This is a genomic window from Streptomyces iconiensis, assembly GCF_028657195.3.
In the GTDB taxonomy this organism is placed as follows: domain Bacteria; phylum Actinomycetota; class Actinomycetes; order Streptomycetales; family Streptomycetaceae; genus Streptomyces; species Streptomyces iconiensis.
The window spans coordinates 235,394-258,012 of the sequence record NZ_JANCPR020000002.1; the positions used below are offsets into that span (position 1 = coordinate 235,394).

Consider the following 22,619-nt stretch of genomic DNA (forward strand, 5'->3'; position numbering starts at 1 on the left):
CTTATGGGGCCCGCGGTGGGATCAGACGTCGAGCCGCGAGCGGTCCAGTGTGGCGGCCGAGGAGCTGATGAACTCCCTGCGCGGCGCGACCTCGCTGCCCATGAGCAGGGCGAACGCCTGCTCCGCTGCCTCCAGGTCGCTGATGTTGATCCTGCGCAGGGTGCGGTGGCGGGGATCCATCGTGGTCTCGGCCAGCTGGTCGGCGTCCATCTCTCCGAGGCCCTTGTAGCGCTGGATCGAGTCCTTGTAGCGCACCTTTGTCCGCTCCAGCTCCAGCAGGGTCTGCCGCAGCTCGCTGTCGGAGTACGTGTACACGTACTTGTCCTGCCCCTTCTTGGGGCTCACCAGCTCGATCCTGTGCAGCGGGGGAACCGCGGAGAAGACCCGGCCCTGCTCGACCATCGGCCGCATGTAGCGCTGGAAGAGCGTGAGCAGGAGGCAGCGGATGTGCGCCCCGTCCACATCGGCGTCGGCGAGGAAGATGACCTTCCCGTAGCGCGCCTGGTCGATGTCGAAGGTCCGCCCCGAACCGGCTCCTATGACCTGGATGATCGAGCCGCACTCGGCGTTCTTGAGCATGTCGGAGACCGACGACTTCTGAACGTTCAGGATCTTGCCACGGATGGGCAGCAGCGCCTGGAACTCCGAATTCCGCGCGACCTTCGCCGTGCCCAGCGCCGAGTCGCCCTCGACGATGAAGAGTTCGGTGCGGTCGACCTCGTCACTGCGGCAGTCCGCCAGCTTCGCCGGCAACGAAGACGACTCCAGCGCGGTCTTCCTGCGCTGCGCCTCCTTGTGCTGCCGCGCCGCGATACGCGTACGGGCCGCGGCGACGACCTTCTCCAGGACCGACCTCGCCTGCGCCTTGGCGTCCCGTTTGTTGGACAGCAGGAACGACTTCAGCTCACTGGCGACGACCTGCGCCACGATTCGCGAGGCGGCCGAGGTGCCCAGCACCTCCTTGGTCTGCCCCTCGAACTGCGGCTCCGCCAGCCGCACGGTGACAACGGCGGTCATGCCCTCCATCGCGTCGTCCTTGACCACGTCGTCCTCGGCGACCCGCAGCAACTTGCTGGTACGGAGCGCCTCGTTGACGGTCTTGGTGATCGAGCGCTCGAAGCCGGAGACGTGGGTGCCGCCCTTGGGGGTGGCGATGATGTTCACGAAGGACTTGACCGCGGAGTCGTACCCGGTGCCCCAGCGCAACGCGATGTCGACGCCCAGCTCACGCTGCACCTCGGTGGGGATCATGTGCCCGCGGTCGTCCAGGACAGGGACGGTCTCCTTGAAGCTGCCCTGCCCCTGCAGGCGTACGACGTCGCAGACCGGCTTGTCCTGCGCGAGGTACTCGCAGAACTCGCTGATCCCGCCGTCGTAGCGGAAGGTCTCCTCACTGGCCTCCGCGCCGTCGATCCCCCGCTCGTCGCGCACGACCAGCGTCAGCCCCGGCACCAGGAACGCGGTCTGCCGGGCACGCGCGTACAGGTTCTCCAGGGAGAGCTTGGCGTCCTTGAGGAAGATCTGCCGGTCCGCCCAGTACCGCACCCGGGTGCCGGTGCGGGTCTTGGGGACCTTCTTCCCCTTGAGCAGTCCGGTCGCCGGGTCGAACGGCGCGTCAGGGCCCGACTCCGTGAAGATCCCGGGAACACCTCGCCGGAAACTGATGGTGTGGGTACGGCCGTTGAGGTCCACCTCGACGTCCAGGCGCGCGGAGAGCGCGTTGACCACGGAGGCGCCCACACCGTGCAGGCCGCCGGAGGCCGCGTAGGAGCCTCCGCCGAACTTGCCACCGGCGTGCAGCTTGGTCAGCACGACCTCGACGCCGGAGAGACCGGTCTTGGGCTCGATGTCGACCGGGATGCCACGGCCGTTGTCCGTGACCTCGACGGAGCCGTCCTCATGGAGGACGACCTCGATGTGGTCGCAGTGGCCGCCCAGTGCCTCGTCGACGGAGTTGTCGATGATCTCCCAGAGGCAGTGCATCAGGCCACGACTGTCCGTCGAGCCGATGTACATACCCGGCCGCTTACGGACCGCTTCCAGTCCCTCCAGGACGAGCAGATGCCGCGCGGTGTAATTGGAACCGCCCTCGCGGTCTGCCCCGGTCAGCAGTGCGGTGGACGGTGCGGACATATCGGCGGTCACGCGGTTCGCTCCTCGCTGAATTCTGCTTGAGACGGCTGGGTTGCCGCGTCAGAGGGTACCGAGGCCCAGGACAGCCCGTGTCGCGCGACCCAGGCGAGGGACCAGGAGAACCGCCATGCTAGCCCATTTTCGATTGTGCGTTCGATAACACATCCGGGTGACACACACATCACGTTCCCTTCCGGGCATGAACCATTTAGGCTCCGGGCACGTCCTCCAGAACGAAGGGCCCGAAGCAGCCCGGAGCCGGACGACAACGCACAGCCACCAAACGGCTGCCAGCGCCACTGGCGGCCACCAGCCACCACCACACCGTCAAGAACTCAACGACAGACTGAAGAAGATCCATCCCCTGCAATACGGCCCATTCGCCGCCACCCCGGCAGCATCCCGGCCTCCCGGCGAAAAAGCTCCGGGAATGAAGACCGGAGCGGGAACGTTTTCGGCCTGGTTGGATGTTGACCCTGGTACGACAGCTCGTCGAGCTAGAGAAGAGGCGACGTGACTACAGTTCTGACCCCCGCGACCCCGCTGACGGCCGCCGACCGCTGTGACCGCTGCAATGCCCAGGCTTACCTGCGCGTTGTGCTGCTCAGTGGCGGAGAGCTGCTGTTCTGCGCCCACCACGGCCGTAAGTTCGAGCCGGAGCTCAAGAAGATCGCCGCGGAGATACAGGACGAGACGGAGAAGCTCACCGCGACTCCAGCGACCCCGGAAGACGAGCACTGACTCGTTTGTTCTAAAGCGATCGCGTCCGCATCCCCACACGCATCCGACGAGCTCGGTCCGGCGCAGGCCGGAAAGGGCGGGCGGGCCTCCCGGTAATGCCGGAAGGCCCGCCCGCCCTTGTTCGTGCGGCCAACAACGGAACACTCGGACCCGCGCGGCGCTGACCACGGCTCTCAGCGCTCGGCCGCCCCGCTCAGCCCCCCTGGGCCCGCACCACGTGCGCGACGGCTGAGACGCGCGTATAGACCCCGGGACGGCCCCTCTCGCCGCAGCCGACGCCCCACGAGACGAGGCCGACCAGCTTGCCGCTGGCGATCAGCGGTCCACCGCTGTCTCCCTGACAGGCGTCCCGCCCTCCGCTCTCCACTCCGGCGCAGAGCATGGTGGCGGCGTCGAACGTGCCTTTGTCGCTCCCCGGATAGGCCCGCGCGCAGACGGCATCCTCCATCACCTTCACGCGTGCGGCCCGCAGCGTCGTCGCGTACGAGCCGCTGCCCGTGGTGTCCCCCCAGCCGAACACGTCGGCCGGGGTGCCTGCCCTGTAAGCCGGATCGTTCTTCTCGGCCATCCGGATGACGGACTTCTGCGGCACCGCCGACGAGAGCCGCAGCACGGCGATGTCGCCCTTGTTCGTGCCGCTGTCGTATTCGGGGTTCACGCGCACGGACGCCACCGGGATCTCCTTGCCCGAGGTGCCGGAGAGGTCGCCCCGCCCCGTGATGACTCGCAGGTCACGGACCTGGCTGGGCTCGACACCCAGCACATTGCGGCTGAGGCAGTGCGCCGCCGTGACCGCCGTACGGGGACCGACCAGCGCTCCCCCGCAGAACTGGCCCGAGCGCGAGCTGCCGAACCGGTCACGGCTGGAGAGCGCCACCACCCACGGATGGCTCGCGGCACGCACCGGGTAGCCGCCGATGACGGCCCGGTCCGGGTCCTGATCGTGCGCCTGGGCCTGCGGGGCCAGCGCGGCGGCCTGGGGCGCCAGCGGGCCGAGCAGCGCGGCTATGAGCGCCGCCACCAGCGTGGAGAGAAGAGTTCCCGGCGCGACCCGGGTCCCGACGTCGCGTGTTCGCTCACAGCGCAGCAAGCGCATGAAACGACCTCCTGACCGTACGGACTTACGTGACTACCCAGGGTGTTCCACGCACAGGAACAGCGCATCCCGAGCAGCTGAAGCGCGCCGGGGCGCTCGCCGATCATCCGCACAACGACGCGAAGGCCGGCGCCCCCCGAGGGGAGCACCGGCCTTCGCGGTCCCGGTCCTGTCGGTCCCCGCGATCACGGGGACCGGACCGTCAGTCGAGGTAGTCCCTGAGGACCTGGGAACGGGACGGGTGACGCAGCTTCGACATCGTCTTCGACTCGATCTGCCGGATGCGCTCACGCGTCACCCCGTAGACCTTGCCGATCTCGTCGAGCGTCTTGGGCTGACCGTCGGTCAGGCCGAAACGCATCGAGACGACGCCCGCCTCACGCTCGCTGAGCGTGTCCAGCACGGAGTGCAGCTGCTCCTGGAGGAGCGTGAAGCTGACCGCGTCCGCCGGGACAACCGCCTCGGAGTCCTCGATCAGGTCGCCGAACTCGCTGTCGCCGTCCTCGCCGAGCGGTGTGTGCAGGGAGATCGGCTCACGGCCGTACTTCTGGACCTCGACGACCTTCTCGGGCGTCATGTCCAGCTCCTTGGCCAGCTCCTCCGGGGTGGGCTCGCGGCCCAGGTCCTGGAGCATCTGACGCTGCACACGCGCGAGCTTGTTGATGACCTCGACCATGTGCACCGGGATACGGATGGTGCGGGCCTGGTCGGCCATCGCGCGGGTGATCGCCTGGCGAATCCACCACGTCGCGTACGTCGAGAACTTGTAGCCCTTGGTGTAGTCGAACTTCTCGACCGCACGGATCAGACCGAGGTTGCCCTCCTGGATCAGGTCCAGGAACAGCATGCCGCGCCCTGTGTAGCGCTTGGCCAGGGAAACCACGAGGCGGAGGTTGGCCTCCAACAGGTGGTTCTTGGCCCGGCGGCCGTCCTCGGCGATGATCTCCAGCTCACGCTCCAGCTTCGGCGCGAGCTTGTCGGCGGCAGCCAGTTTGTCCTCGGCGAAGAGACCTGCCTCGATCCGCTTCGCCAGCTCCACCTCCTGCTCGGCGTTGAGCAGCGGAACCTTGCCGATCTGCTTGAGGTAGTCCTTGACCGGGTCGGCCGTGGCGCCGGCGGCGGCAACCTGCTGAGCCGGCGCGTCGTCCTCGTCGTCGTCGGAGAGGACGAAGCCCTCGTTCTCGTTCTTGACCTCGGTCGCGGGAGGGCCGTCCTCGGCGCCGGGCTTGCCCGTCGGCTTGGCGGGGACCTCCTCGACCATCTCGTCGTCGCCGTCGAGGAGTTCGTCCACGACCGACTTCTTGGAGGCGGTCTTCTTGGGTGCGGCCGTCTTCTTGGCCGCCGCCTTCTTCGCGGTGGTCTTCTTCGCTGCGGCCTTCTTTGCTGCGGGCTTCACGGCATCTGCCGCCGACCCGTCATCCGGGATCCCCACGGGGACATCGGTCCCCGCGGTGACAGTGGATGTCGTGGTCGTGCTCGCGGAAGTGGCCTTCTTGGCAGTTGTGGTCTTGGCGGCGACCGTCTTGGTGGCGGTGCGCTTTGCCGGGGTCTTCGCTGCGACGCTCTTACGGGTGCGCTTGGGCGCCTCCGCGGCACTCACCATCAGCGTCACACCCTCCTCGTCGAGGATCTGATTGAGGCTGCGCAGAACGTTCTTCCACTGGGTTGGCGGAATCTGGTCAGCCTCGAAGGCCCGACGTACGTCATCGCCGGCGATCTGCCCCTCAGCCTTTCCCCGCTCGATGAGCGCCATCACGGACTCGGACTCGGCGATCTCCGCAGGGAGCGTACGGGATGTGCTGGCCGACACGAACAACCTCTCGGAACGATGGAAACGGCGGACCGTCGGGGGGAATGAACCGACGGCGCGGGCGGAAGCTGTGGAGAAACACGGCGTAGGGAAAAGCCCCGAACGGGGCGCCCGTATTCCCTCCTCGGCTGTCACCTCTTGAGTCATCGCGCTGGGGCGGGAAGCGTTACGCCCATTCCACGTGGTCCGGGTCACACCATGTACCTGGTTGTATGCGTGGAGATCCGGACGAATTACCCCCATCTCCGAACGTACGGCCGCGCCGCCGGGAGCCGGAGGCACGGCCGTACGTGTCGCGAAGGGCCTGGGGAGGGCCGAGACCGCGCGGGGGACGCGGGATTCGCGGGTGACGCGAATCAGCGCGTGGGGCGGTCAGGGAGCAAGGCGGTGGAGCGCGTCAGAGGGCTCAGCACGGGGGTCAGGACGGGGCCAGGACAGGGAAGCCGGGGCCGCCGGTACCGCCGGGGCCGCCGCCGGGTTCCGTGCCCGGCTCAGCTCGGCCGACCGCCTCAGTGCTCGCGCGGGGGCGGCACCACGTGGTCGGCACCGGCACCGCCGGAGGCTCCGGCCTGTGTCCCCTGCCCGGCGCCGTGTGCCGGCTGGACCGGCTGTCCTGACTGCGCCGGCTGCGCCGCCTGTACCGGCTGGCCCTGCGGTCCGGGCTGCCCCTGTCCCTGCGCGGGTGCGGACTGCGTGGCGGCGACCGGCTCGGCGTGGCCTCCGAGGATCTGGCGCATCGCGGCCTCGGCCACGGCCGCCTCGCCGGAGATCAGCGCCTCGACGACCCGGCGGTGATGGCCGACCGCCGTCTCCGTAGGCCGTTCGCAGCCGCTGGCGGGGCCGCCCGAGACCTGGAGCGCGGAGGAGACGATGCCGGAGAGGTGCTCCAGCATCCTGTTGCCGGCCGCCTGAAGTACCAGGCCGTGGAACTCCGCGTCGGCGCGCGAGAAGGTGAGGGTGTCGCCCTGCGCGAGGGCGTGACTCATGATCTCGACCATGTCGCCGAGGCGCTGCTGTACGTCGTCGCGGCTCTGGCCCGCCGCGAGGCGCGCGGCCAGCGGCTCGATCGTCCAGCGCAGTTCGCACAGCTCGCGCCGCTGACCTTCGCGCTGCGGCCCGAAGGCCCGCCACTCGATGATGTCGGGGTCCAGCAGGTTCCAGTCGCTGACGGGCCGGACCCGGGTGCCCACGTTCGGGCGCGCGCTGACAAGTCCCTTGGCCTCAAGGACGCGCAGGGATTCGCGCACGACTGTACGCGACACTTCGAAGCGCTGGCCGATCTCCTCGGGGACGAGCGGGCGGTCAGCGCCCAGGTCCCCCGAGACGATCATCTGGCCCAACTGCTGGACGAGTTGACCGTGGAGGCCACGGCCTCGGCTACCGGTGGCACGCCTTCCCACTCGGTTCATGTCGGCCTCGGAACCTTCCCACGCCGGTGCGTTGGTAGTGGTGCGCGCCGTACCGGTGGACTCGGCGTACGCATAGCGGTCCAGCTCGCCCGGGCCGACGAGGCCAGAGTCGACGGGGCGGGCCGCGGTCATCATGGAGTGCGCAAGGGTAGTCACGACCACTTGTGTCGGCGGGGCTCACGACGGCCTTGAGGGCTTTGGTGAAAAGCACACGAAAGGGTGATCGCTGACTTCCGCACAATTGACGCCTTATCGGAAAGAAAGGGCCTCGTCAGAGGGGGTCAGCGCCATCTCAGGCCCCTGTGAGGCCCGTTGACGACGGATCCCCGTTGAACGTCTTGCTGATTCACGAGCGCCTGTACCCGTCGGGCCGCCGACAGGGTTCGTCCCAGAACGCCAACGGGCCCCGTTCACGGGCTCGTCGGAGCCCCGCGCCTCCCGGGCGGCTGCTGCCGACTGGCCGTTGAACGGAGGCCGGCCCGACTGGGGTTGATGCCGGACAGCTGACGGTTGGGAGATGACAGTTCGGGGTCGCGGGTTCGGGGCTGCGGGTCGAGGGGTGTTGGTCGGGAGTTGTTGGCCGGGAACTGTTGCTCGACGGTTGTTGGCCAGGGAGTGTTGGCGAGGGTCCGGGGGAGCCGCGTAACCGACTTGGGCGGGCGCCCTGCGGTCGTCGCCTGGCACCGTCCGCTTGGCTAGCGCGGCCTGCTGCGCAGCGACGTCAGGACGTACGCGCCCAACAGCACGATCAGCGACAACGCCAGTGCGCGGCCTACGGGTTGGGTGGCGATCCGCAGGACGACGGCGACCCACTGATCGGCGCCGGAGGGCCAGGGGAAGAGCAGCGCCGACCGCAGCCGCTCGGGCAGGCCGTCGAGGGAATGCATCGCCGGACCGGCCAGCAACCTCCTCATGACCGGGACGACCAGCAACGGAACAGTCGCAACAGCAGTCACTCCCGCCACTGTTGACCGGAACACGCCCGCCGCCAGCAGGCCCGCCCACCCGCATCCGACGCAGATCGCGAGAACCGCCAGCACCTGCATCCCGAACGAGAGCCCCTGCGCTTCCGCACCGTCTCCCGCTGTCCCACTTCCGACGGGAACGGAAAGGCTGGTGAGGTTGGCGAGTTCAAAGGCGTGAGCGGGGAAGGTGAGGACACCGCTGCCCGGGCCGTAGAGCAGAGCGAGCGCACCGGCGTTCAGCACCGCCGAGAACAGGCACAGCGCAATCGCCACTCCCCCGGTGACCAGCAACTTGGCGAGCAGCAGCCCCAGTCGACGGGGCACGGGGGCCTGCGCGGGTGCGAGCGCCGGATACCGGAACTCCTGGCCGAACGCCAAGGCCCCCAGCAGCCCCGCCGCCATCGCGACCGGGGGCAGCAGGAACGGCACGCTCGTCGGCCAGGCGACCAACAACCGCAACACAGGCGCGAGACCCGCCCCCTCGTCCCCCGTTGTTCCCGCACCAGTGCGGGCCTGCATCGCGGCCACGACGAGAGCCGCGAGCAGAGCCACAACCATCACGACCCATGGCGTCCGCACCCCGAACAACCTGCGCATCTCGTAACGCACCGGCGCCACGGGCCCCGGCCTCCGCACCGCCGGAAGGGAGGGCGGCAGCACCCCCTGCGCTGAGCCATGGTGACCACCCGCCGCCGAAGCCCCGGACCGCGCCCGGGTCGCTTGGGAGTGGGAGGAAGTGACGGCGGCGGCAGCTTGAGCGGTGGACGAGACAAATGTGCTCGGTGAGGTCTGAGTGGTGGCAGAGGCGTCGCTCGCGATGAGGGTCGGATTCGGGCCCGAGGCCGAGGTCGGTGCCGAGGCCGGGGCCAGGTGCGGAGTCGGTGTCGAAGTCGGAGTCGGGGAGGGGGTGCCGGTTGAGGTGGGGGCGGGGGCTGGGGCGGTCGGTGCGTCTGCGCTGAGTGAAGCGGCAGGGAGGGTCGGGGAAGTTGACGTGGGAAAGGGAGGGGACGGCGCACCAGAAGCTGCGGCGGCAGCAGAAGTGGAGGAGGTCTTCGCAGAGGTGCTGGAAGCACTAGGAGCGCTGGGAGCGCTGGAGGTAACGGAGGTAGGTGATGTGACGAAGGCGGAGGCAGGGGCGGTGGAGGTAGTGGTCGGGGAGTCGGCGGGGAGAGCCGAGCCGGACAACGCCGCTGCTGAGACCACAGGTTGTGTCGCCGAGGCGGTCGGCGACACGGTGGAACTGGTGGGCGTCGACGGCGAGGCCAGGACGAACTCGTCGCCTCGCCCCGCAGCGGCCCCCTCTCCCTGATCGGCCGCGTCGTCCCCGGCTGCGTGCACCGTGGGACCCGGAACGGAAGCGTGCCCCTCCCGAACCGGAGCCGATTCCCCCGCTGAACCGCTCTCCGCGTTGCCCATCACCGTCGCCTTGACCACGGACTCGGGCTCCAGCCCGGAACCGCCGCCGCCTCCCCGAGTACGCTCGGCCTCGTCAACCCCCGTAGTGAGCGCCCCCGTCGGGGCTGGTGCCGCACCTGGCGCCGTGGTCGTATCCGGCGCCGCGGCCGTTTCCGGCATCAAGGTCGCATCCGGTGCCGCATCTGAAGCCGAGGCCCACGTCGGGGCAGAAGTGGAACCCGGCGTCGGGGCGGGAGCAGAGGCCGATGTCGAGGCAGAAGCGAGGCCCGGCGTCGGGGCGGGAGCAGAGGCCGATGTCGAGGCAGAAGCGAGGCCCGGCGTCGGGGCGGGAGCAGAGGCCGATGTCGGCTGCGCGAGAGACGGTGCGGCCGAGGGCCGCGCCGCTGCCTCGCTCGCGCTCGGCGCACGACCGTCCGCTCGGACGAGGGGTCCGGGGTGTGCTTTGTCGCCGGCGTCCCCGATTTCCTCGGCGAGCTGGTGTACGAGAATCCCGTGCCGGTACGCCGACTCCCCCACGGCCGCACAGTTGCTGCCGTACACGGAGACCCGGCTGCCTCCGTCACACACCACCTCGACCACTCCCCTACCCCGACTGCTCCGCTCCGCGCTGCGTGCCTCCCGGGTGAGCACGGCCGCGAACCTCTCTGCGTGGGGTGTCCGCACCGCGACCCGTGGCCTCAGCCGTGTCCGGGAGAAGTCGGCCGCGTCCTGGTCCGCGACCAGCCTGCCCCCGTCGATCGTCACGACCCGGTCCGCAAGCCGCGCCGCCTCCCTCGGGTCCCGCGAACTGGCCAGCACCAGCCCACCCTGCTCCGCATACCCCCTCAACAGCCCGTAGAGCCAACTCGCCTCGCGCGGCGACAGTCCGCTCGCCGGCTCATCCAGCACCAGCGTGTGCGGGTCGCCGAGCAGCGCCGTGGCAATACCGAGACGTCGGTCCATCCCCAGCGAGAAGTCACCGAGCCGCTGGCCTGCGAGCCCGCTGAGCCCGACCACATCGAGCACGTCGTCCGCCCGTTCCAGCGGTACACCCGCCACCGCTGTGAGCATGCGCAGATGCCCCCGTGCCGTACGGGCCGGGTGCCCGGGCACGTCCCCGAGCAGCACCCCGATCTCACGGGCGGGGTGCGCGATACGGTGCACCGACCGCCCCCGGAAGAGCGCGACGCCACGCCCCGGGAGAAGTTGCAGCATCAGCCGCAACGCCTCGCTCTTACCCGAACCAGTCGGCCCCAGCAGCACAGTGACCTCGCCGGGGCACGCCTCGAAGGTGAGGTCGTCGACACGCGGCAGTCGCTTGCGCCGGGACGTGCTGGTGAGTCCGATGGCCTGGATCATCGCTTCTCCCGCAGAACGCGTGGCGGACGCACTCCTGCAAGATAACGCGACATTTCCGACTTTCCGGGCAACCCCGCGCCACCGGTCCCCCGCTATCCGCACCGGACCCTGGCACAACGGGCCTCGCCGCGAGTCGCTCCCCGGCCGTTGTCGCACCTCCCCGGGTGCCGACTCCTGGGAACAGCTGTCCGGCCACTGAACTTCGGCCAGAACGCCGCCAAGTCGCCGGTCACCTCCGAGCGGGATGCGTCAGCCGGGCCGGTCGCCTCCGGTGAGTGCGCTCGTCACACCTCGGGGCGGAGCATCGGCGGGTTGAGCAACGTGGCTCCTCCGGCCCGGAACAGCTGTGCCGGGCGCCCGCCCTGACGGGTCGTCGTCCCACCGGTGGGCACCAGGAACCCGGGTGTCCCGGTCACCTTCCGGTGGAAGTTCCGTGGATCGAGCACCACCCCCCACACCGCTTCGTAAACCCTGCGCAATTCTCCGACGGTGAACTCGGGCGGGCAGAAGGCGGTGGCGAGCGAGGAGTATTCGATCTTCGAACGCGCGCGCTCCACCCCGTCCAGGAGGATCCGGTCGTGATCGAAGGCGAGCGGCACCTGCTGCTCCCCCTCCCACGCCAGGCCGTCCCCGGGACAGGAGAGCGTGTCGACCGGTGCCCAGCGCGCACTCCGCACGTCCCCGCCGGCCGTCGGAGAGGGGAGGTCAGGCGCGAGTACGAGATGCGCGACGCTGACGACCCGCATCCTGGGGTCCCGCTGCGGATCCCCATAGGTGGCCAGTTGTTCGAGATGTGCCCCCGCGTCGTGGCCCTCCGGGGTGTGGGTGAGCAGCCCCGTCTCCTCCGTGAGCTCGCGGGCCGCAGCCGCCTCAAGGTCCTCGTCGCCTCGTACGAAGCCGCCGGGCAGGGCCCATCGCCCCTGATACGGCGATTCCCCGCGGCGTACGACCAGTGCGCAGAGCGCATGCCGACGCACTGTGAGCACCACCAGGTCGACAGTGACGGCAAAGGGCGGGAAGGCCGACGGGTCGTAGGGCATGGCGCGATCATAGTCGTCTCCCTGACGATAAACAGTCCGTTCTCCTGCACCTTTCGCACCTCCTTCGCCATGTATCGCGCGCCCGGTCCGTGCCGTCACCGGACACTGTCCGTCCTCTTATCCCGATCCCTCTCTCGGCCCCTCCCCCCTTCTCCCGCTTCCATCCGCTCCCGGCATTACCGTGCGGGACCTGTCCGTTTCGCTGCCCCGGGCGATGGCTCATGCCACGTGCGGCGCCTTCGGGATACCGCCGCGCGTCGTTCAACCGCAGAGGTGCGGGCTGTCCGCCTTTCCTCGACCACCCTCGTGCCCAGATGCCGGCCGACAGGGTGCTGGATGTGGCAGGGGCACGCTCCCTCGGCGCGCTGTTCAGCGGCGAACATCTCGGGGAGCCGCTGCCCGACGGCCCTCCGCAGCAGCGCGTCCGCCTCCTTCTCGTCGCCGGCCGCCGCCAGGGACGCGACGCAACCCCCAACCCGAGTCCCGCACAGGGCTGCCCAGCAGCCGGGCGAGCTGTTGGGTACGCACCGGGGTCAGCAGCTCCGGGTGCCCAGCAATTCGACTGCCGTGCACCGGAGTTGGCTCTGCCGCCGTCCGTCGCGCAGCCGCAGCGCGAGCGGCCTGCCACCGGCGCGGTCGTCCGGCCAGTAGTCCTCAGGAAGACGGCGCCGCAACTGCCTTGCAGCTCGGCCCGACGCGGGGCCCGACACGGCGCAGCGGGCCCGGCATCCTCTCGTGGTCCTGTCCTTGGCCGGTGAGCTGACTCCGGGCCAGAGCCCCTGGGCCCCCTCCCCCTGCTTCCGTTACCCGGCCGGGGACACGCGGCGGCAGTCGGTTCGCCCAGCTCGATACCGAGTACGATGCCGCGGCTCTCACCTGCCGACAGCTCGCAGTCCCGCTGAGGAAGGCCCGTAGTGGCCAGGGAGGTGCCAGAAGCTGAGTGGGTGCTGACGGTGGTGGCGTGCTCCACGTGACTGGCCCGAAGCCCGATGCCGTGCACCGCGGCTGCCGGTCCTAACCCGGCCTGCCGATGGGGATGGCTTTCACCTCGGCCAAATCGGTCCCGAGGTGCAGTTCCATGGGAAGCCGCAGAGTCCGGCCAGAGGCGCTTCGAAGACAGATCCGTTCGCTGCTGTCGACCGAACGCACCCGATCCAGCGTGACCTGTGGGTCGTGTCCGTTGTCCGCTGAAGTACGGGCTCGGGCCACGAAGCTTGCCTGCCGGACGCTCACCGTGCGTCCCTGGTCAGGAACCGGTTCCTGACCCGCCACCCGGAGCTGACAGCGTGAGAGCACTCGGTCACCCGCGCCGTGGAGCCCCTCCAGGCCCTCGCCCCGCAGTTGTCCGTCCTCCGCTGAGATGGCCGGCGCCGGTGCCGCGGCGCAGATGAGGGGCAGATGCGCGGGCCGGTGCTCGCCCGTGGGCCAGAGAGGAACTCCCTCACGCGAAGGGCGGCTTGGGGCGGCACCGGTCGCTGGCTCCGGCGCCGGACACCGGGCCGCCGTCTTCTCCGCGACCATGGACATACGCGATCCTCCGCTTCCTCTTCTCCTTGGACCGGCCGCAGCCGGGTGTGGCAGGGGGTGGGGTCCGCGTCATCTCCCACTCAGGTGGACGGCGCGCGGGCTGAGGGGTCATGGGGCCGTGTCCCAACTGGGGTCGGGCTCGTCGTCGCTGTCGGCCGCCTCGCGCAGCCGCCGTTCCTCCCGCATGCAACGGCGCAGCAGCTCGGGGTCAAGTCCCTCGTTGCACGCCTGGTGGAGCAGTTGCGCGAAGAGGTAGTCGGGATCCGCACGCAGAGCCTTGCCGAGAGCGACCCGGGCGGTCGCCACATCGCCGCCGGACCAGGCCACCCATCCGGCGAGGGCGAGCAGGGCCGCCGCGTGACCGTCGTAGCGGCCGACACAACGGCGTGCCAGCGCCCGCCAGAGACGGAGGGCAGGACTGACATCCACCCCTTCCATCCACTCCGCCGCGCGGTCACGGGTCCTGCGGTCCTGGAGACCGAGGATCATGGCAGCTGCTTCGTCGTGGCCAAGGAGTCCGTCGTCATGTGCGTCGGCTGCCGTTTGCGTTGCCGCCGCGGAAATGGAGCGGTGGAAGCGGCCGAGGAGATTTCCCGCGAGGGCCATGGTGTCGTCACATAGTTGCCGACGGCCCTCAGCGGTCAGCATCCGCTGTACGAGGGCAGCGCCGACGGCGTCCAGGATCCGTTCCTGTTGGTCCGCGAAAGGAGGCCCCAGGGCGGTGAACCTCTTCTCCATCTCGCGGAGCGAACCGTGCACCCGCACTCCCGCGTAAGTGGCAGCGGCGGCCATGGCCGAGGTGCCGGGCGCCGCCAGGGGCATTCCGTCGGGATGGCAGCAGTTCGGATCAGGGCAGCAGTAGCTGAAATAGCACCCGTCCGAGAGGCACAGCGCCTCGTACACGGGCATCTCCAGTTCGCCGCATGCCACCCGGAGCCGCTGGATGAGCGGCCTGAACCGCTCCATCACCTCCTTCCCCGCGCTCTCCCCTTCGGCGGGTTCCTGGCAGAGGAAGACGATGGCACCGTCCGGCCTCGGGCCGCGGGCCTGCGCGGTGGCGTCGAGGCACTCGGCGAGCTGAGGGGCCAGAGCTTGCCAGCCCTCGTCCGTGTCGGGGATGCCCATCCTGATGCGCGCGCCGAAGCGGCCACGCTCGCCGTGCAGAGCCACCACGACGATGGAGTCGTCGGGATAGAAGCCGAGAAGGTACGGCAGGGAGTCAGCCAGCTCCGCCGGCCCCCGCAAGGAGACGTCCGTCCTCTGGCCAACGGTAGGGACGGCCCCCGCGCCGCCGCTACCGCCGGAGTCCGTGACGCGCTCCGGTCGGTGGTCGTCCCCTGCGTCCGGGGACTCGTTTCCGCTTGATTCGCGGTCGTGGTCTGTCATGACTCGACCGTGCCCGCCGGTGAAGGACCGGCGCTGAAAGATATCCACAGACCTTGTGATTAGTCATACAAATATGGGGTTATCCACATGAGCCCATTCGTCGGCTGTCGGTGTCATCGGGTTGCATGGGCGCATGAGTGACACAGAGCTGCGCCAAGAGGCCGACGCCGTGCTGGCCGGTCTCGTCGGCGACCACGAAGGAACCGCACGGCTGCGCACGGACCAGTGGCGGGCCATCGAGGCGCTCGTCGCCGACAAGCGGCGGGCACTGGTGGTCCAGCGCACGGGCTGGGGCAAGTCGGCGGTGTATTTCGTGGCCACCGCGCTGCTGCGCAGGCGCGGCTCGGGGCCAACCGTGATCGTCTCTCCGCTGCTTGCGCTGATGCGGAACCAGGTGGAGGCGGCAGCACGCGCCGGCATCCACGCCCGCACCATCAACTCCGCCAACCAGGAGGACTGGGGCACGATCGAGGCCGAGGTCGCGGCGGGAGAGGTGGACGTCCTGCTGGTGAGCCCGGAGCGGTTGAACAATCCGGACTTCCGCGACCAGGTGCTCCCCAAGCTGACCGCCTCCACCGGCCTTCTCGTGGTGGACGAGGCACACTGCATCTCCGACTGGGGACACGACTTCCGGCCGGACTACCGCAGGCTCCGCACCATGCTCGCGGAGCTGCCCCACGGTGTGCCCGTGCTGGCGACCACGGCGACGGCCAACGCCCGGGTGACGGCGGATGTCGCCGAACAGCTCGGCACCGGAGGCGGAACGGACGGACAGCAGGAACCTGGGGCAGCTGCGGCGCTGGTGCTGCGCGGTTCGCTGGACAGGGAAAGCCTGAGTCTGAACGTGCTGCGTCTGCCGGACGCCTCGCACCGGCTGGCGTGGCTGGGACAGCACCTCACGGCGCTTCCGGGCTCCGGCATCATCTACACCCTCACGGTGGCCGCCGCCGAGGAGGTCTCCGCCTTCCTTCGGCAGTGCGGTCACAAGGTCGCCTCCTACACCGGTAAGACAGAGAACGCGGACCGTGAGGCGGCGGAGGCGGATCTGCTCGCCAACCGCGTCAAGGCGCTGGTGGCCACATCGGCTCTGGGTATGGGCTTCGACAAGCCGGACCTCGGTTTCGTCGTCCACTTGGGGTCTCCCTCTTCTCCCATCGCGTACTACCAGCAGGTGGGGCGTGCCGGGCGAGGCGTGGACCATGCCGAGGTGCTGCTTCTTCCCGGCCAGGAGGACGAGGCGATCTGGCGCTATTTCGCCTCGCTGGCCTTCCCGCCCGAAGACCAGGTCCGTCGCACCCTGGATGTGCTCGCCGCATCGGACCGGCCGCTGTCGCTGCCCGCCCTCGAACCGAGGGTGGAGCTGCGCAGATCCCGGCTGGAGATGATGCTCAAGGTCCTCGATGTCGACGGGGCGGTGCACCGGGTCAAGGGCGGATGGACCGCGACGAACAAGCCGTGGAAGTACGACGCCGACCGGTACGCCTGGGTGGAGCAGCAACGGCAGGCCGAACAGCGTGCGATGCGCGGGTACGCCGAGACGTCGGATTGCCGGATGGAGTTCCTGCGGCGGGAGTTGGACGACGAGGACGCCGCGCCGTGCGGTCGGTGCGACAACTGCGCGGGAGCACGGTTCACGGTGGAGGTGGAGGAAGTACAAGTAGCGGCAGCCCGGGGTGAGTTGCGCAGGCCGGGCATCAGGGTCGAGCCCCGCAAGATGTGGCCCACGGGCATGCAGTCTGTCGGCCTGGACCTCAAAGGCCGCATCCCGGTACAGCAGCAGGCGTCCGCCGGCCGGGCGCTCGGCAGGCTCTCGGACATTGGCTGGGGCAACCGTCTGCGGCCCCTCCTCTCCCCGCAAGCCGGCGACGGGCCCCTGCCGGACGATGTGCTCCAGGGGGCGGTGACCGTCCTCACGGAGTGGGCCAAGGGACCTGGCGGGTGGGCTTCTGGTGCCGCGGACGCGATGGAGCGGCCGGTGGGAATCGTCGCGATCGAGTCCCTGACACGGCCGCAGTTGGTGCGCTCCTTCGCGGAACGTATCGCCGACATCGGCAGGATGCCGCTGCTGGGGGCTGTGACCTGCGTGGACGAGTACGGGGTCGCGGCGGGACCGCGCAGTAACGGTGCCCAGCGGCTGCGGGCTGTGCACGAGGCGCTGACGATGCCGCCGGAGCTGGCGGAATCCGTGGCTGCCGTGGCGGGACCGGTGTTGCTGGTGGACGACTTCACCGAGACGGGATGGACCCTCGCCGTAGCGGCCCGGATGCTCCGGCAGGCGGGCGCGAAGGAGGTGTTGCCGCTGGTCCTGGCCGTGCAGAACTGACAGGCAGGCGCAGATCCCCCGAAGGAAGACGGGGTGGGAAAGGGGAAATGGGCGACCTGGCGGGAAGAACGAGAGGAGACAGCCGCAAACGGCCGCGTGATGCGCCGATAGTTCATTGCCGCCTCTTCGCGTGGCCGCGAGAATTGGAGCGGTTCCAGGACGAAGGGAGGAATGTGACCTTCGGCTTTGCTCCACCCCCCGCGACCGACCCCGTGTCCCGACTTGGCCGCATGCTTGAGCCCGCCGAGTGGGCGGCGGCCGGGATACCCCTGCTGCGGGACCCCCGCGAAACAGTCACCGGACTCTACGAGCGCCACCGACCGCGCCCTGCCACCACGGTCGTCGCGGTGCTCGGACCCGACGAACGGCTCGTCGCCAGCGCGTCGTTCACGCAGCACACAGCCCATCCCGACGGGTGGGAGTTCCGCAACGCGCTGCTCGGCCAACTGCGACGGGTCGTCCCGCACGACCTTCGTCGCAGAGTTCCCGTCCGCACCGCGGTGCTGCTCTGCTGCCGACTGGGAGAGCAGGGCTGGACGACGGTGGACGGCGCGTGGATGTGGGGCCTGCGGGACGCCTGCACCTTGCACGGTCTCCGTTGCGGGGCCTACATCACCCTGACAGCCGCCGGATGGCAGGTGCTGGGCGAAGGACGAAGCGGGCGCCGTCCCTCGGCCCCGCCCCCGGCCGCAACCGCAACCGCAACCGCAACCGCAACCGCAACCGCAACCGCAACCGCAACCAATAGATCACCGTCCACGACGATCGGCACCACCACGGGTTCGGGCACCGGTACGGGGCCCGAGACCATCACCGGAGACGAGAGCGGGGGTGACAGCACGATCGCGGCTGCCGCTGCGTCCGTCGACTCGTTCCCCACGGGGGCACCGTCCCTGCCGGGGCAGGAAGCGGTCGCCGGTACCGGGCACCCGTCCACAGCGCCCGGTCACCCGGCCCGCAGCACGACGGCCCCTCTCATCTCAGGAGCCGCTCTGCCGGCCAAAGCCGCGCCGCAGCCGACAACGCGGGCCAATGGCGTCGGCGCCAGGCAGCCCCAGAGCCCTTCCGGCGCCCACCGCCAGAGTCCTGCCGGTGCCCACTGAGCTCAACCAGCAGCTCAAGCTGAGCGGGAACCTTCCCCACGAAGCTCAGGGCTCCAGCTGAACTGAGCGGCTCCGGTCGGAGCTGAACGGCTGGGCCGCTCCGGTCAGCGGTGCCGGTGCCGTGGCATGGCGCCGCTGACCTGGGGACAGAGCTGAAGGTCAGAGCAGGCCGCGAATGCGCTCGGGATCGCCGCAGACGATGAGCTGCTCCGTGGCCTTCTCCAGGGCCGCGGGCAGTGCGGCAGCGGCCTCGGGGTCGGTCCCGCCGTTGACGGCGAGCAGCACGATGGCTCGCTGGGTCGTGCGGGCGACGACGGAGGAGTGGGCGCAGAAGAGGTCCTCGCCGTCGGCGAGTTGGCGCCAGTAGGCGTCCTCACCGAAGGAGAGTTCGTGCTGGGCCCACGGATGCTGCTCGCCCGTGGTGATCAGCAGGATCTCGTTGGGGGCGCGACCTTCGTCGAGGAGCTTGTCGACGGTCTCGTCGGCGACCTCCACAGCGGTCGCTTCGGTCGCGCCGACCAGTTGGATCTGCGCGGTGGGGGCAGGTGAGGCAGGCGCGTTCGAGGCCGGCTTGTTGCCCTTGCCCGAGCCGCCGGGGCGGCCCGGGGTACTGGGGCCCTTGGTGTCCGCGCGCGGCTGTGCGGGGCGCGGAGAGGGCCGGGGGCCGGGGACGGGCGCGGCGGTTCGGGGTGCCTGCGGAGTTCGGGCTGCTCCCGCTGCATTGCGGGGGCCCGGGACGCTCTCGTAAATCTGTGGCTCCTCGGGGGTGAGAGGCATGAGGTGATGTCTATCAAATGGCGGAATGGGACGTGTCAGCGGGTACGGGATCCATGGGGAGGTGCCCGTGAAGGAGTCCGGTACTTCGTGACGGCGTCGCCCGGCCGTGCCGGGTCAGAAGAGGCCGATCTGCTCCGTGGGCTCACTCCTGGTGCGCTTGAGGTGCTTCCAGTGGGTCAATGCGTCCATGAAGGACCAGGACAGCCGGTGGTGCGGGGTGGGCCCCCACTCCTCCAAAGCTGCCTTGTGGACGGGTGAGGGGTATCCGGCGTTGTCCTGGAAGGCGAACTCGGTGTGTTCGGCGGCGAGTTCGGTCATCATGGCGTCGCGGCGCACCTTGGCGATGACCGAGGCGGCGGCCACGGCGACGCAGGACTCGTCGCCCTTGATGACGGTGCGGACCTTCCAGGGAAGGCCGAGGTAGTCGTGCTTGCCGTCCAGGATCACGGCGTCGGGCCGTACGGGCAGTGTCTCCAGGGCGCGGACGGCGGCGATGCGCAGGGCGGCGGTCATGCCGAGTTCATCGATCTCGTCCGGGGAGGAGTGGCCGAGGGAGTATGCGGTGACCCAGCCGCTCAGCTCTTCGGCGAGTTCGGTGCGGCGTGGCTCCGGGATGAGCTTGGAGTCGGTGAGGCCGGGCGGCGGGCGGCGCAGTCCAGTGACCGCGGCGCAGACCGTCACGGGCCCGGCCCACGCTCCGCGGCCGACCTCGTCCACCCCGGCGACGATCTTCGCTCCGGTGGTGGCGCGGAGCGATCGCTCGACGCGGTGGGTTGGGGGCTCGTACGGCATGGCTGTACCAGCGTATCCGCTGTGGCGACGGCGAGTTCAGCCGCGTCCCCTCAAGCGGAGGAAAGAGTAGGAGAGGTCGCTTACGGGCGTGCGGTGGTGACGGAGAGTTGGGGTCGGGCGCGGCCTGACGGCGTGGACGGTTCCGACGCTGCGGAGGCGCGCGGCACCCCGCGTGGAGAGCCGAGCGGTGCCGGCCCCAGCCGCCTGGGCGGTGTGCGGACAGGGCGAACGGTATGGGCAGGTGACGGCGGCGTACGGCGCGCGGCGTGGGCCGGTTCAGGTCAGGGAGTCGCGAAGCCAGGGAGGGAGTTCTTCGGTGCGTTCCGTCCACTCCTGGGGCGGCGCGGAGCCACCAGGACCACCGGCGGCCACGATGCCGCCGACGATGGCGCAGGTGGTGTCGATGTCACCGCCCGCCTGCGCGGTCGCCCATACGGCCTCCCGGAAGTCGCCGGCGTGCCGGGCAGCGGCCCACAGGGCGAAGGGCACGGTGTCGTGCGCACTTGTGCGCCGACCGCAACCGAGCACCGCGGCGACGGTGGCGACGTCGGCGTAGTCCAGCATGTCGGCGGCGCGGCGCACGCCCGCGCGTACCGCGCTGCGGGGGACGAGTTCCTGGACACGGCCGAGGAGTTCGGATCCCGTGAGCGAACTGCCCCCGGCCTGGACGGTTCCGGAGGCGGGGCCGGAGACCGAGCCGGAGCCGACTCGCGGGCCCTGGCCGGTGTGGCCAGCGGAGAGCGGACCGGTGCGGCCCCCGGAGAGCCGACCGGTGTCATGCGCTGGCGACGGACGGGTGTCGTTCCCGGAGAGCGGGTCGGAGCCGCGCTCGGAGTTCGCGGCGGAGCTGTTTACGGGGTTCCGGACGGAGGCAACGCTGCTCGCGGCCGTCAGCGCCGTTGCGGCTGCTACGGCGCGGGTGCCCGCGACGGCCTCGGGGTGCGTGTGGGTGACCCGGGCCGAGCGTTCCGCCTGCTCGGCGGCGTGCTCGGCGTCGTCGGCGAACCAGGCGCCGAGGGGTGCCACGCGCATCGCGGCGCCGTTGCCCCAGGAGCCCTGGCCCTCGAAGAGGGAGGCGGCCAACTCGCGCCAGTCCGCGCCCTCCTGGCGGATCCGACGCAGCATCCGGTTCACGGCGGGCCCGTAGCCGCGGTCGGAATCGTGGTGCTCCGCGAAGGAGGCAGCCAGCGCTTCCTGGTCGGCGTGGCCGTGCGCGGACAGTACGGCGAACAGGGAGCAGGCCATCTCGGTGTCGTCGGTCCACTGCCACGGCCCGGACGGCAGTTCACGCCTGCGCAGCAGCACGTGGTTGTCGGGAACGAAGAACTGTGAGCCCAGGGCATCGCCCACGGCCAGCCCGCGCAGGCTGGCGAGGGCGCCGGATACCCGCTCACTGCGTGCAAGGTCATGGGGTTCGGCACTCATGATCCGCGACTCTAACGGGAGAGCCCGTAAGAGCGGGGTGTGTGCCAGCGTTCGAAGGGCCGGTCGAGGTGGTAGCGGCCGTCGGGACCGAGGAGAAGGGTGCGGGACTCACCGTTGCCGGGGTTCGAGAGCGATTCGAACTCCTCGACGGTCCAGTGCAGCCAGCGCATGCAGAAGAGCCGCATCGTGAGGCCGTGGGTGATCAGCAGGACGTTCGGCGGGTTGTCTTCCGCCTCGAAGCTGCGCCAGAGGCTCTCCAGGAAGGCGCCCACGCGGTCGTAGACATCGGCGCCCGACTCGCCCTGCGCGAAACGGTAGAAGAAGTGGCCATAAGCGTCGCGGTACTTCTTCTGCTGGCGCACGTCCTCACGGTCCTGCCAGTTGCCCCAGTCCTGCTCGCGCAGCCGGGGCTCTTCGCGTACGCGCAGCAAAGAGGGGTCGAGTCCGAGCGCGACCAGGGTCTCGCGGGTGCGCCGGTAGGGGGACACATAGGCCGAGACGGCCTCGTTGCCGAACACCTCGCGGAGGCGCTTGCCCGCTTCCTCAGCCTGCCGCAGACCGCGGTCGGTGAGCGCGAGTGCGTGGTCAGGCACCCTCTCGTAGATGGTGTCGTCGGAGTTGCCTTCCGACTCTCCGTGCCGCAGGAGGACGATACGACGGGGGCGTGCCATACGCCCCACAGTAGGTCAGACGGTCCAGGACGGCTCCAGATCGATCACATCTCCGCCCACACCGGTCACATCCGCTCCCGTCTGGGCGCGGAGGGCCAGGCGTTCCACACGTTCGGTGCGGTACTTGCCGTGCTCGGCCGCCGAGTCCCACATCGACAGGACCAGGAACTCGTCCTCCGTGTGTGCCTGTGCGAAGACCCCGCGCAGCATGCCGGGTGAACCGGCCATCGCGGGGTTCCACACCTTCTCCTGCATCAGGGTGTAGTGCTCCACCCGGTCGGGGCGCACCCGGCAGTGGGCGACGCGCAGCAGGTCGGCGTCGGTGAAGACGGGGCGGAAGCCGGTCTTCACGTCGAAGCGGTATTCGAAGAGCCGTACCTGAAGCTCCTTGTACGTGCCGACCTGCGACGCGTGCAGCCTGTCGTAGGAGCGCGCCATGAAGGAGTCGTAGAAGGCGCGGCTCTCCCAGAAGCCGAAGAGGTGCGCGACCCCGGTACGCCCACGGCTCCAGCCGCCGCCCTGGCCGCGGAACCCCGGCTCTCCGAGCAGCCCAGCCCACTTTCGCTGCGCCCGTTCGAAGCCAGGACGGTCGATGACGGTGCAGCGCATCCACTTGACCAGCACCGCGCTATCGTACGGCCATCCCAGCGCCCCGTTCGCTCGTGCG

16 protein-coding genes and 2 pseudogenes are annotated in these 22,619 nt (G+C 69.9%); 4 read left to right on the top strand and 14 right to left on the bottom strand.

Going from position 1 to position 22,619, the window contains the following annotated elements; genetic code table 11:
- Positions 1-21: 21 nt before the first annotated feature.
- Positions 22-2,145: a DNA gyrase/topoisomerase IV subunit B gene (locus NMN56_RS02650; RefSeq protein ID WP_274043518.1), complete on the bottom strand. Its 2,124-nt coding sequence runs from the start codon at positions 2,143-2,145 to the stop codon at positions 22-24.
- Between the two features lie 501 nt (positions 2,146-2,646).
- On the opposite strand from NMN56_RS02650, the gene NMN56_RS02655 reads away from it, so the two are divergent.
- A complete protein-coding gene (locus NMN56_RS02655; protein WP_274043517.1) occupies positions 2,647-2,874 on the top strand; it encodes a DUF7455 domain-containing protein in 228 nt (75 codons plus the stop codon).
- Between the two features lie 193 nt (positions 2,875-3,067).
- Here the strand turns inward: NMN56_RS02655 and NMN56_RS02660 are convergent, their stop codons facing one another.
- The 4 genes from NMN56_RS02660 to NMN56_RS02675 form a co-directional block, all read right to left on the bottom strand.
- Positions 3,068-3,898 carry a serine protease gene (locus tag NMN56_RS02660; RefSeq protein WP_274043703.1) on the bottom strand — a complete coding sequence of 277 codons (831 nt, stop codon included), beginning with the start codon at positions 3,896-3,898 and terminating at the stop codon, positions 3,068-3,070.
- Between the two features lie 274 nt (positions 3,899-4,172).
- Positions 4,173-5,780 (bottom strand): RNA polymerase sigma factor, encoded by a 1,608-nt coding sequence (locus NMN56_RS02665; protein WP_274043516.1) that lies wholly within the window; start codon positions 5,778-5,780, stop codon positions 4,173-4,175.
- 509 nt (positions 5,781-6,289) lie between these two features.
- Positions 6,290-7,324 (bottom strand): FadR/GntR family transcriptional regulator, encoded by a 1,035-nt coding sequence (locus NMN56_RS02670; RefSeq protein ID WP_274043701.1) that lies wholly within the window; start codon positions 7,322-7,324, stop codon positions 6,290-6,292.
- A gap of 560 nt (positions 7,325-7,884) precedes the next feature.
- Entirely contained in the window at positions 7,885-8,772 is an 888-nt protein-coding gene (locus NMN56_RS02675; protein WP_280842779.1) for a hypothetical protein, read from the bottom strand.
- A 373-nt stretch (positions 8,773-9,145) separates the two neighbouring features.
- Between NMN56_RS02675 and NMN56_RS02680 the strand changes: the two genes are divergently transcribed.
- A complete protein-coding gene (locus NMN56_RS02680) occupies positions 9,146-9,463 on the top strand; it encodes a hypothetical protein (protein ID WP_280842778.1) in 318 nt (105 codons plus the stop codon).
- Between the two features lie 544 nt (positions 9,464-10,007).
- Here NMN56_RS02680 and NMN56_RS02685 read toward each other — a convergent pair.
- The 4 genes and pseudogenes from NMN56_RS02685 to NMN56_RS02695 all read right to left on the bottom strand — a co-directional run.
- A pseudogene (locus NMN56_RS02685) lies at positions 10,008-10,908 on the bottom strand (ATP-binding cassette domain-containing protein); the annotation flags it as partial.
- A gap of 284 nt (positions 10,909-11,192) precedes the next feature.
- Positions 11,193-11,948 carry an NUDIX hydrolase gene (locus tag NMN56_RS02690; RefSeq protein WP_274043515.1) on the bottom strand — a complete coding sequence of 252 codons (756 nt, stop codon included), beginning with the start codon at positions 11,946-11,948 and terminating at the stop codon, positions 11,193-11,195.
- 1,014 nt (positions 11,949-12,962) lie between these two features.
- Positions 12,963-13,475: a glycogen debranching N-terminal domain-containing protein gene (locus tag NMN56_RS43190; protein WP_430542447.1), complete on the bottom strand. Its 513-nt coding sequence runs from the start codon at positions 13,473-13,475 to the stop codon at positions 12,963-12,965.
- 108 nt (positions 13,476-13,583) lie between these two features.
- Positions 13,584-14,861 (bottom strand): DUF4192 domain-containing protein, encoded by a 1,278-nt coding sequence (locus NMN56_RS02695; RefSeq protein ID WP_274043514.1) that lies wholly within the window; start codon positions 14,859-14,861, stop codon positions 13,584-13,586.
- A gap of 133 nt (positions 14,862-14,994) precedes the next feature.
- Between NMN56_RS02695 and NMN56_RS02700 the strand changes: the two genes are divergently transcribed.
- Together NMN56_RS02700 and NMN56_RS02705 are read left to right on the top strand one after the other, a co-directional pair.
- Complete coding sequence (locus NMN56_RS02700; protein ID WP_274043513.1) at positions 14,995-17,184, top strand: RecQ family ATP-dependent DNA helicase; 2,190 nt, start codon at positions 14,995-14,997, stop codon at positions 17,182-17,184.
- A gap of 173 nt (positions 17,185-17,357) precedes the next feature.
- Positions 17,358-17,954 (top strand): annotated as a pseudogene (locus NMN56_RS02705) (hypothetical protein); the annotation flags it as partial.
- 492 nt (positions 17,955-18,446) lie between these two features.
- Here the strand turns inward: NMN56_RS02705 and NMN56_RS02710 are convergent.
- From NMN56_RS02710 to NMN56_RS02730, 5 genes are all read right to left on the bottom strand, one after another.
- Positions 18,447-19,064, bottom strand: coding sequence for a hypothetical protein (locus NMN56_RS02710; RefSeq protein WP_274043512.1), 618 nt, complete (start codon positions 19,062-19,064; stop codon positions 18,447-18,449).
- A 114-nt stretch (positions 19,065-19,178) separates the two neighbouring features.
- Positions 19,179-19,856 (bottom strand): ribonuclease HII, encoded by a 678-nt coding sequence (rnhB, locus tag NMN56_RS02715; RefSeq protein ID WP_274043511.1) that lies wholly within the window; start codon positions 19,854-19,856, stop codon positions 19,179-19,181.
- A gap of 276 nt (positions 19,857-20,132) precedes the next feature.
- Positions 20,133-21,281, bottom strand: a complete 1,149-nt coding sequence (locus NMN56_RS02720) for an ADP-ribosylglycohydrolase family protein (RefSeq protein ID WP_274043510.1) — start codon at positions 21,279-21,281, stop codon at positions 20,133-20,135.
- Between the two features lie 11 nt (positions 21,282-21,292).
- The gene (locus tag NMN56_RS02725) at positions 21,293-21,952 is read right to left on the bottom strand and encodes a histidine phosphatase family protein (protein WP_274043509.1); all 660 of its coding nucleotides are present in this window, start codon (positions 21,950-21,952) and stop codon (positions 21,293-21,295) included.
- Positions 21,953-21,967: 15 nt separating this feature from the next.
- On the bottom strand, positions 21,968-22,576 hold the full coding sequence (locus NMN56_RS02730) for a YdbC family protein (protein ID WP_274043508.1): 609 nt from the start codon (positions 22,574-22,576) through the stop codon (positions 21,968-21,970).
- Positions 22,577-22,619 lie beyond the last annotated feature (43 nt).

Coding starts and splice junctions, on each gene's coding strand:
- NMN56_RS02695 (WP_274043514.1), bottom strand. CDS start 14,861: ATGACAGACCACGACCGCGAATCAAGCGGAAACGAGTCCCCGGACGCA.
- NMN56_RS02670 (WP_274043701.1), bottom strand. CDS start 7,324: ATGATGACCGCGGCCCGCCCCGTCGACTCTGGCCTCGTCGGCCCGGGC.
- NMN56_RS02720 (WP_274043510.1), bottom strand. CDS start 21,281: ATGAGTGCCGAACCCCATGACCTTGCACGCAGTGAGCGGGTATCCGGC.
- NMN56_RS02725 (WP_274043509.1), bottom strand. CDS start 21,952: ATGGCACGCCCCCGTCGTATCGTCCTCCTGCGGCACGGAGAGTCGGAA.
- NMN56_RS02690 (WP_274043515.1), bottom strand. CDS start 11,948: ATGCCCTACGACCCGTCGGCCTTCCCGCCCTTTGCCGTCACTGTCGAC.
- NMN56_RS43190 (WP_430542447.1), bottom strand. CDS start 13,475: ATGTCCATGGTCGCGGAGAAGACGGCGGCCCGGTGTCCGGCGCCGGAG.
- rnhB (WP_274043511.1), bottom strand. CDS start 19,856: ATGCCGTACGAGCCCCCAACCCACCGCGTCGAGCGATCGCTCCGCGCC.
- NMN56_RS02700 (WP_274043513.1), top strand. CDS start 14,995: ATGAGTGACACAGAGCTGCGCCAAGAGGCCGACGCCGTGCTGGCCGGT.
- NMN56_RS02710 (WP_274043512.1), bottom strand. CDS start 19,064: ATGCCTCTCACCCCCGAGGAGCCACAGATTTACGAGAGCGTCCCGGGC.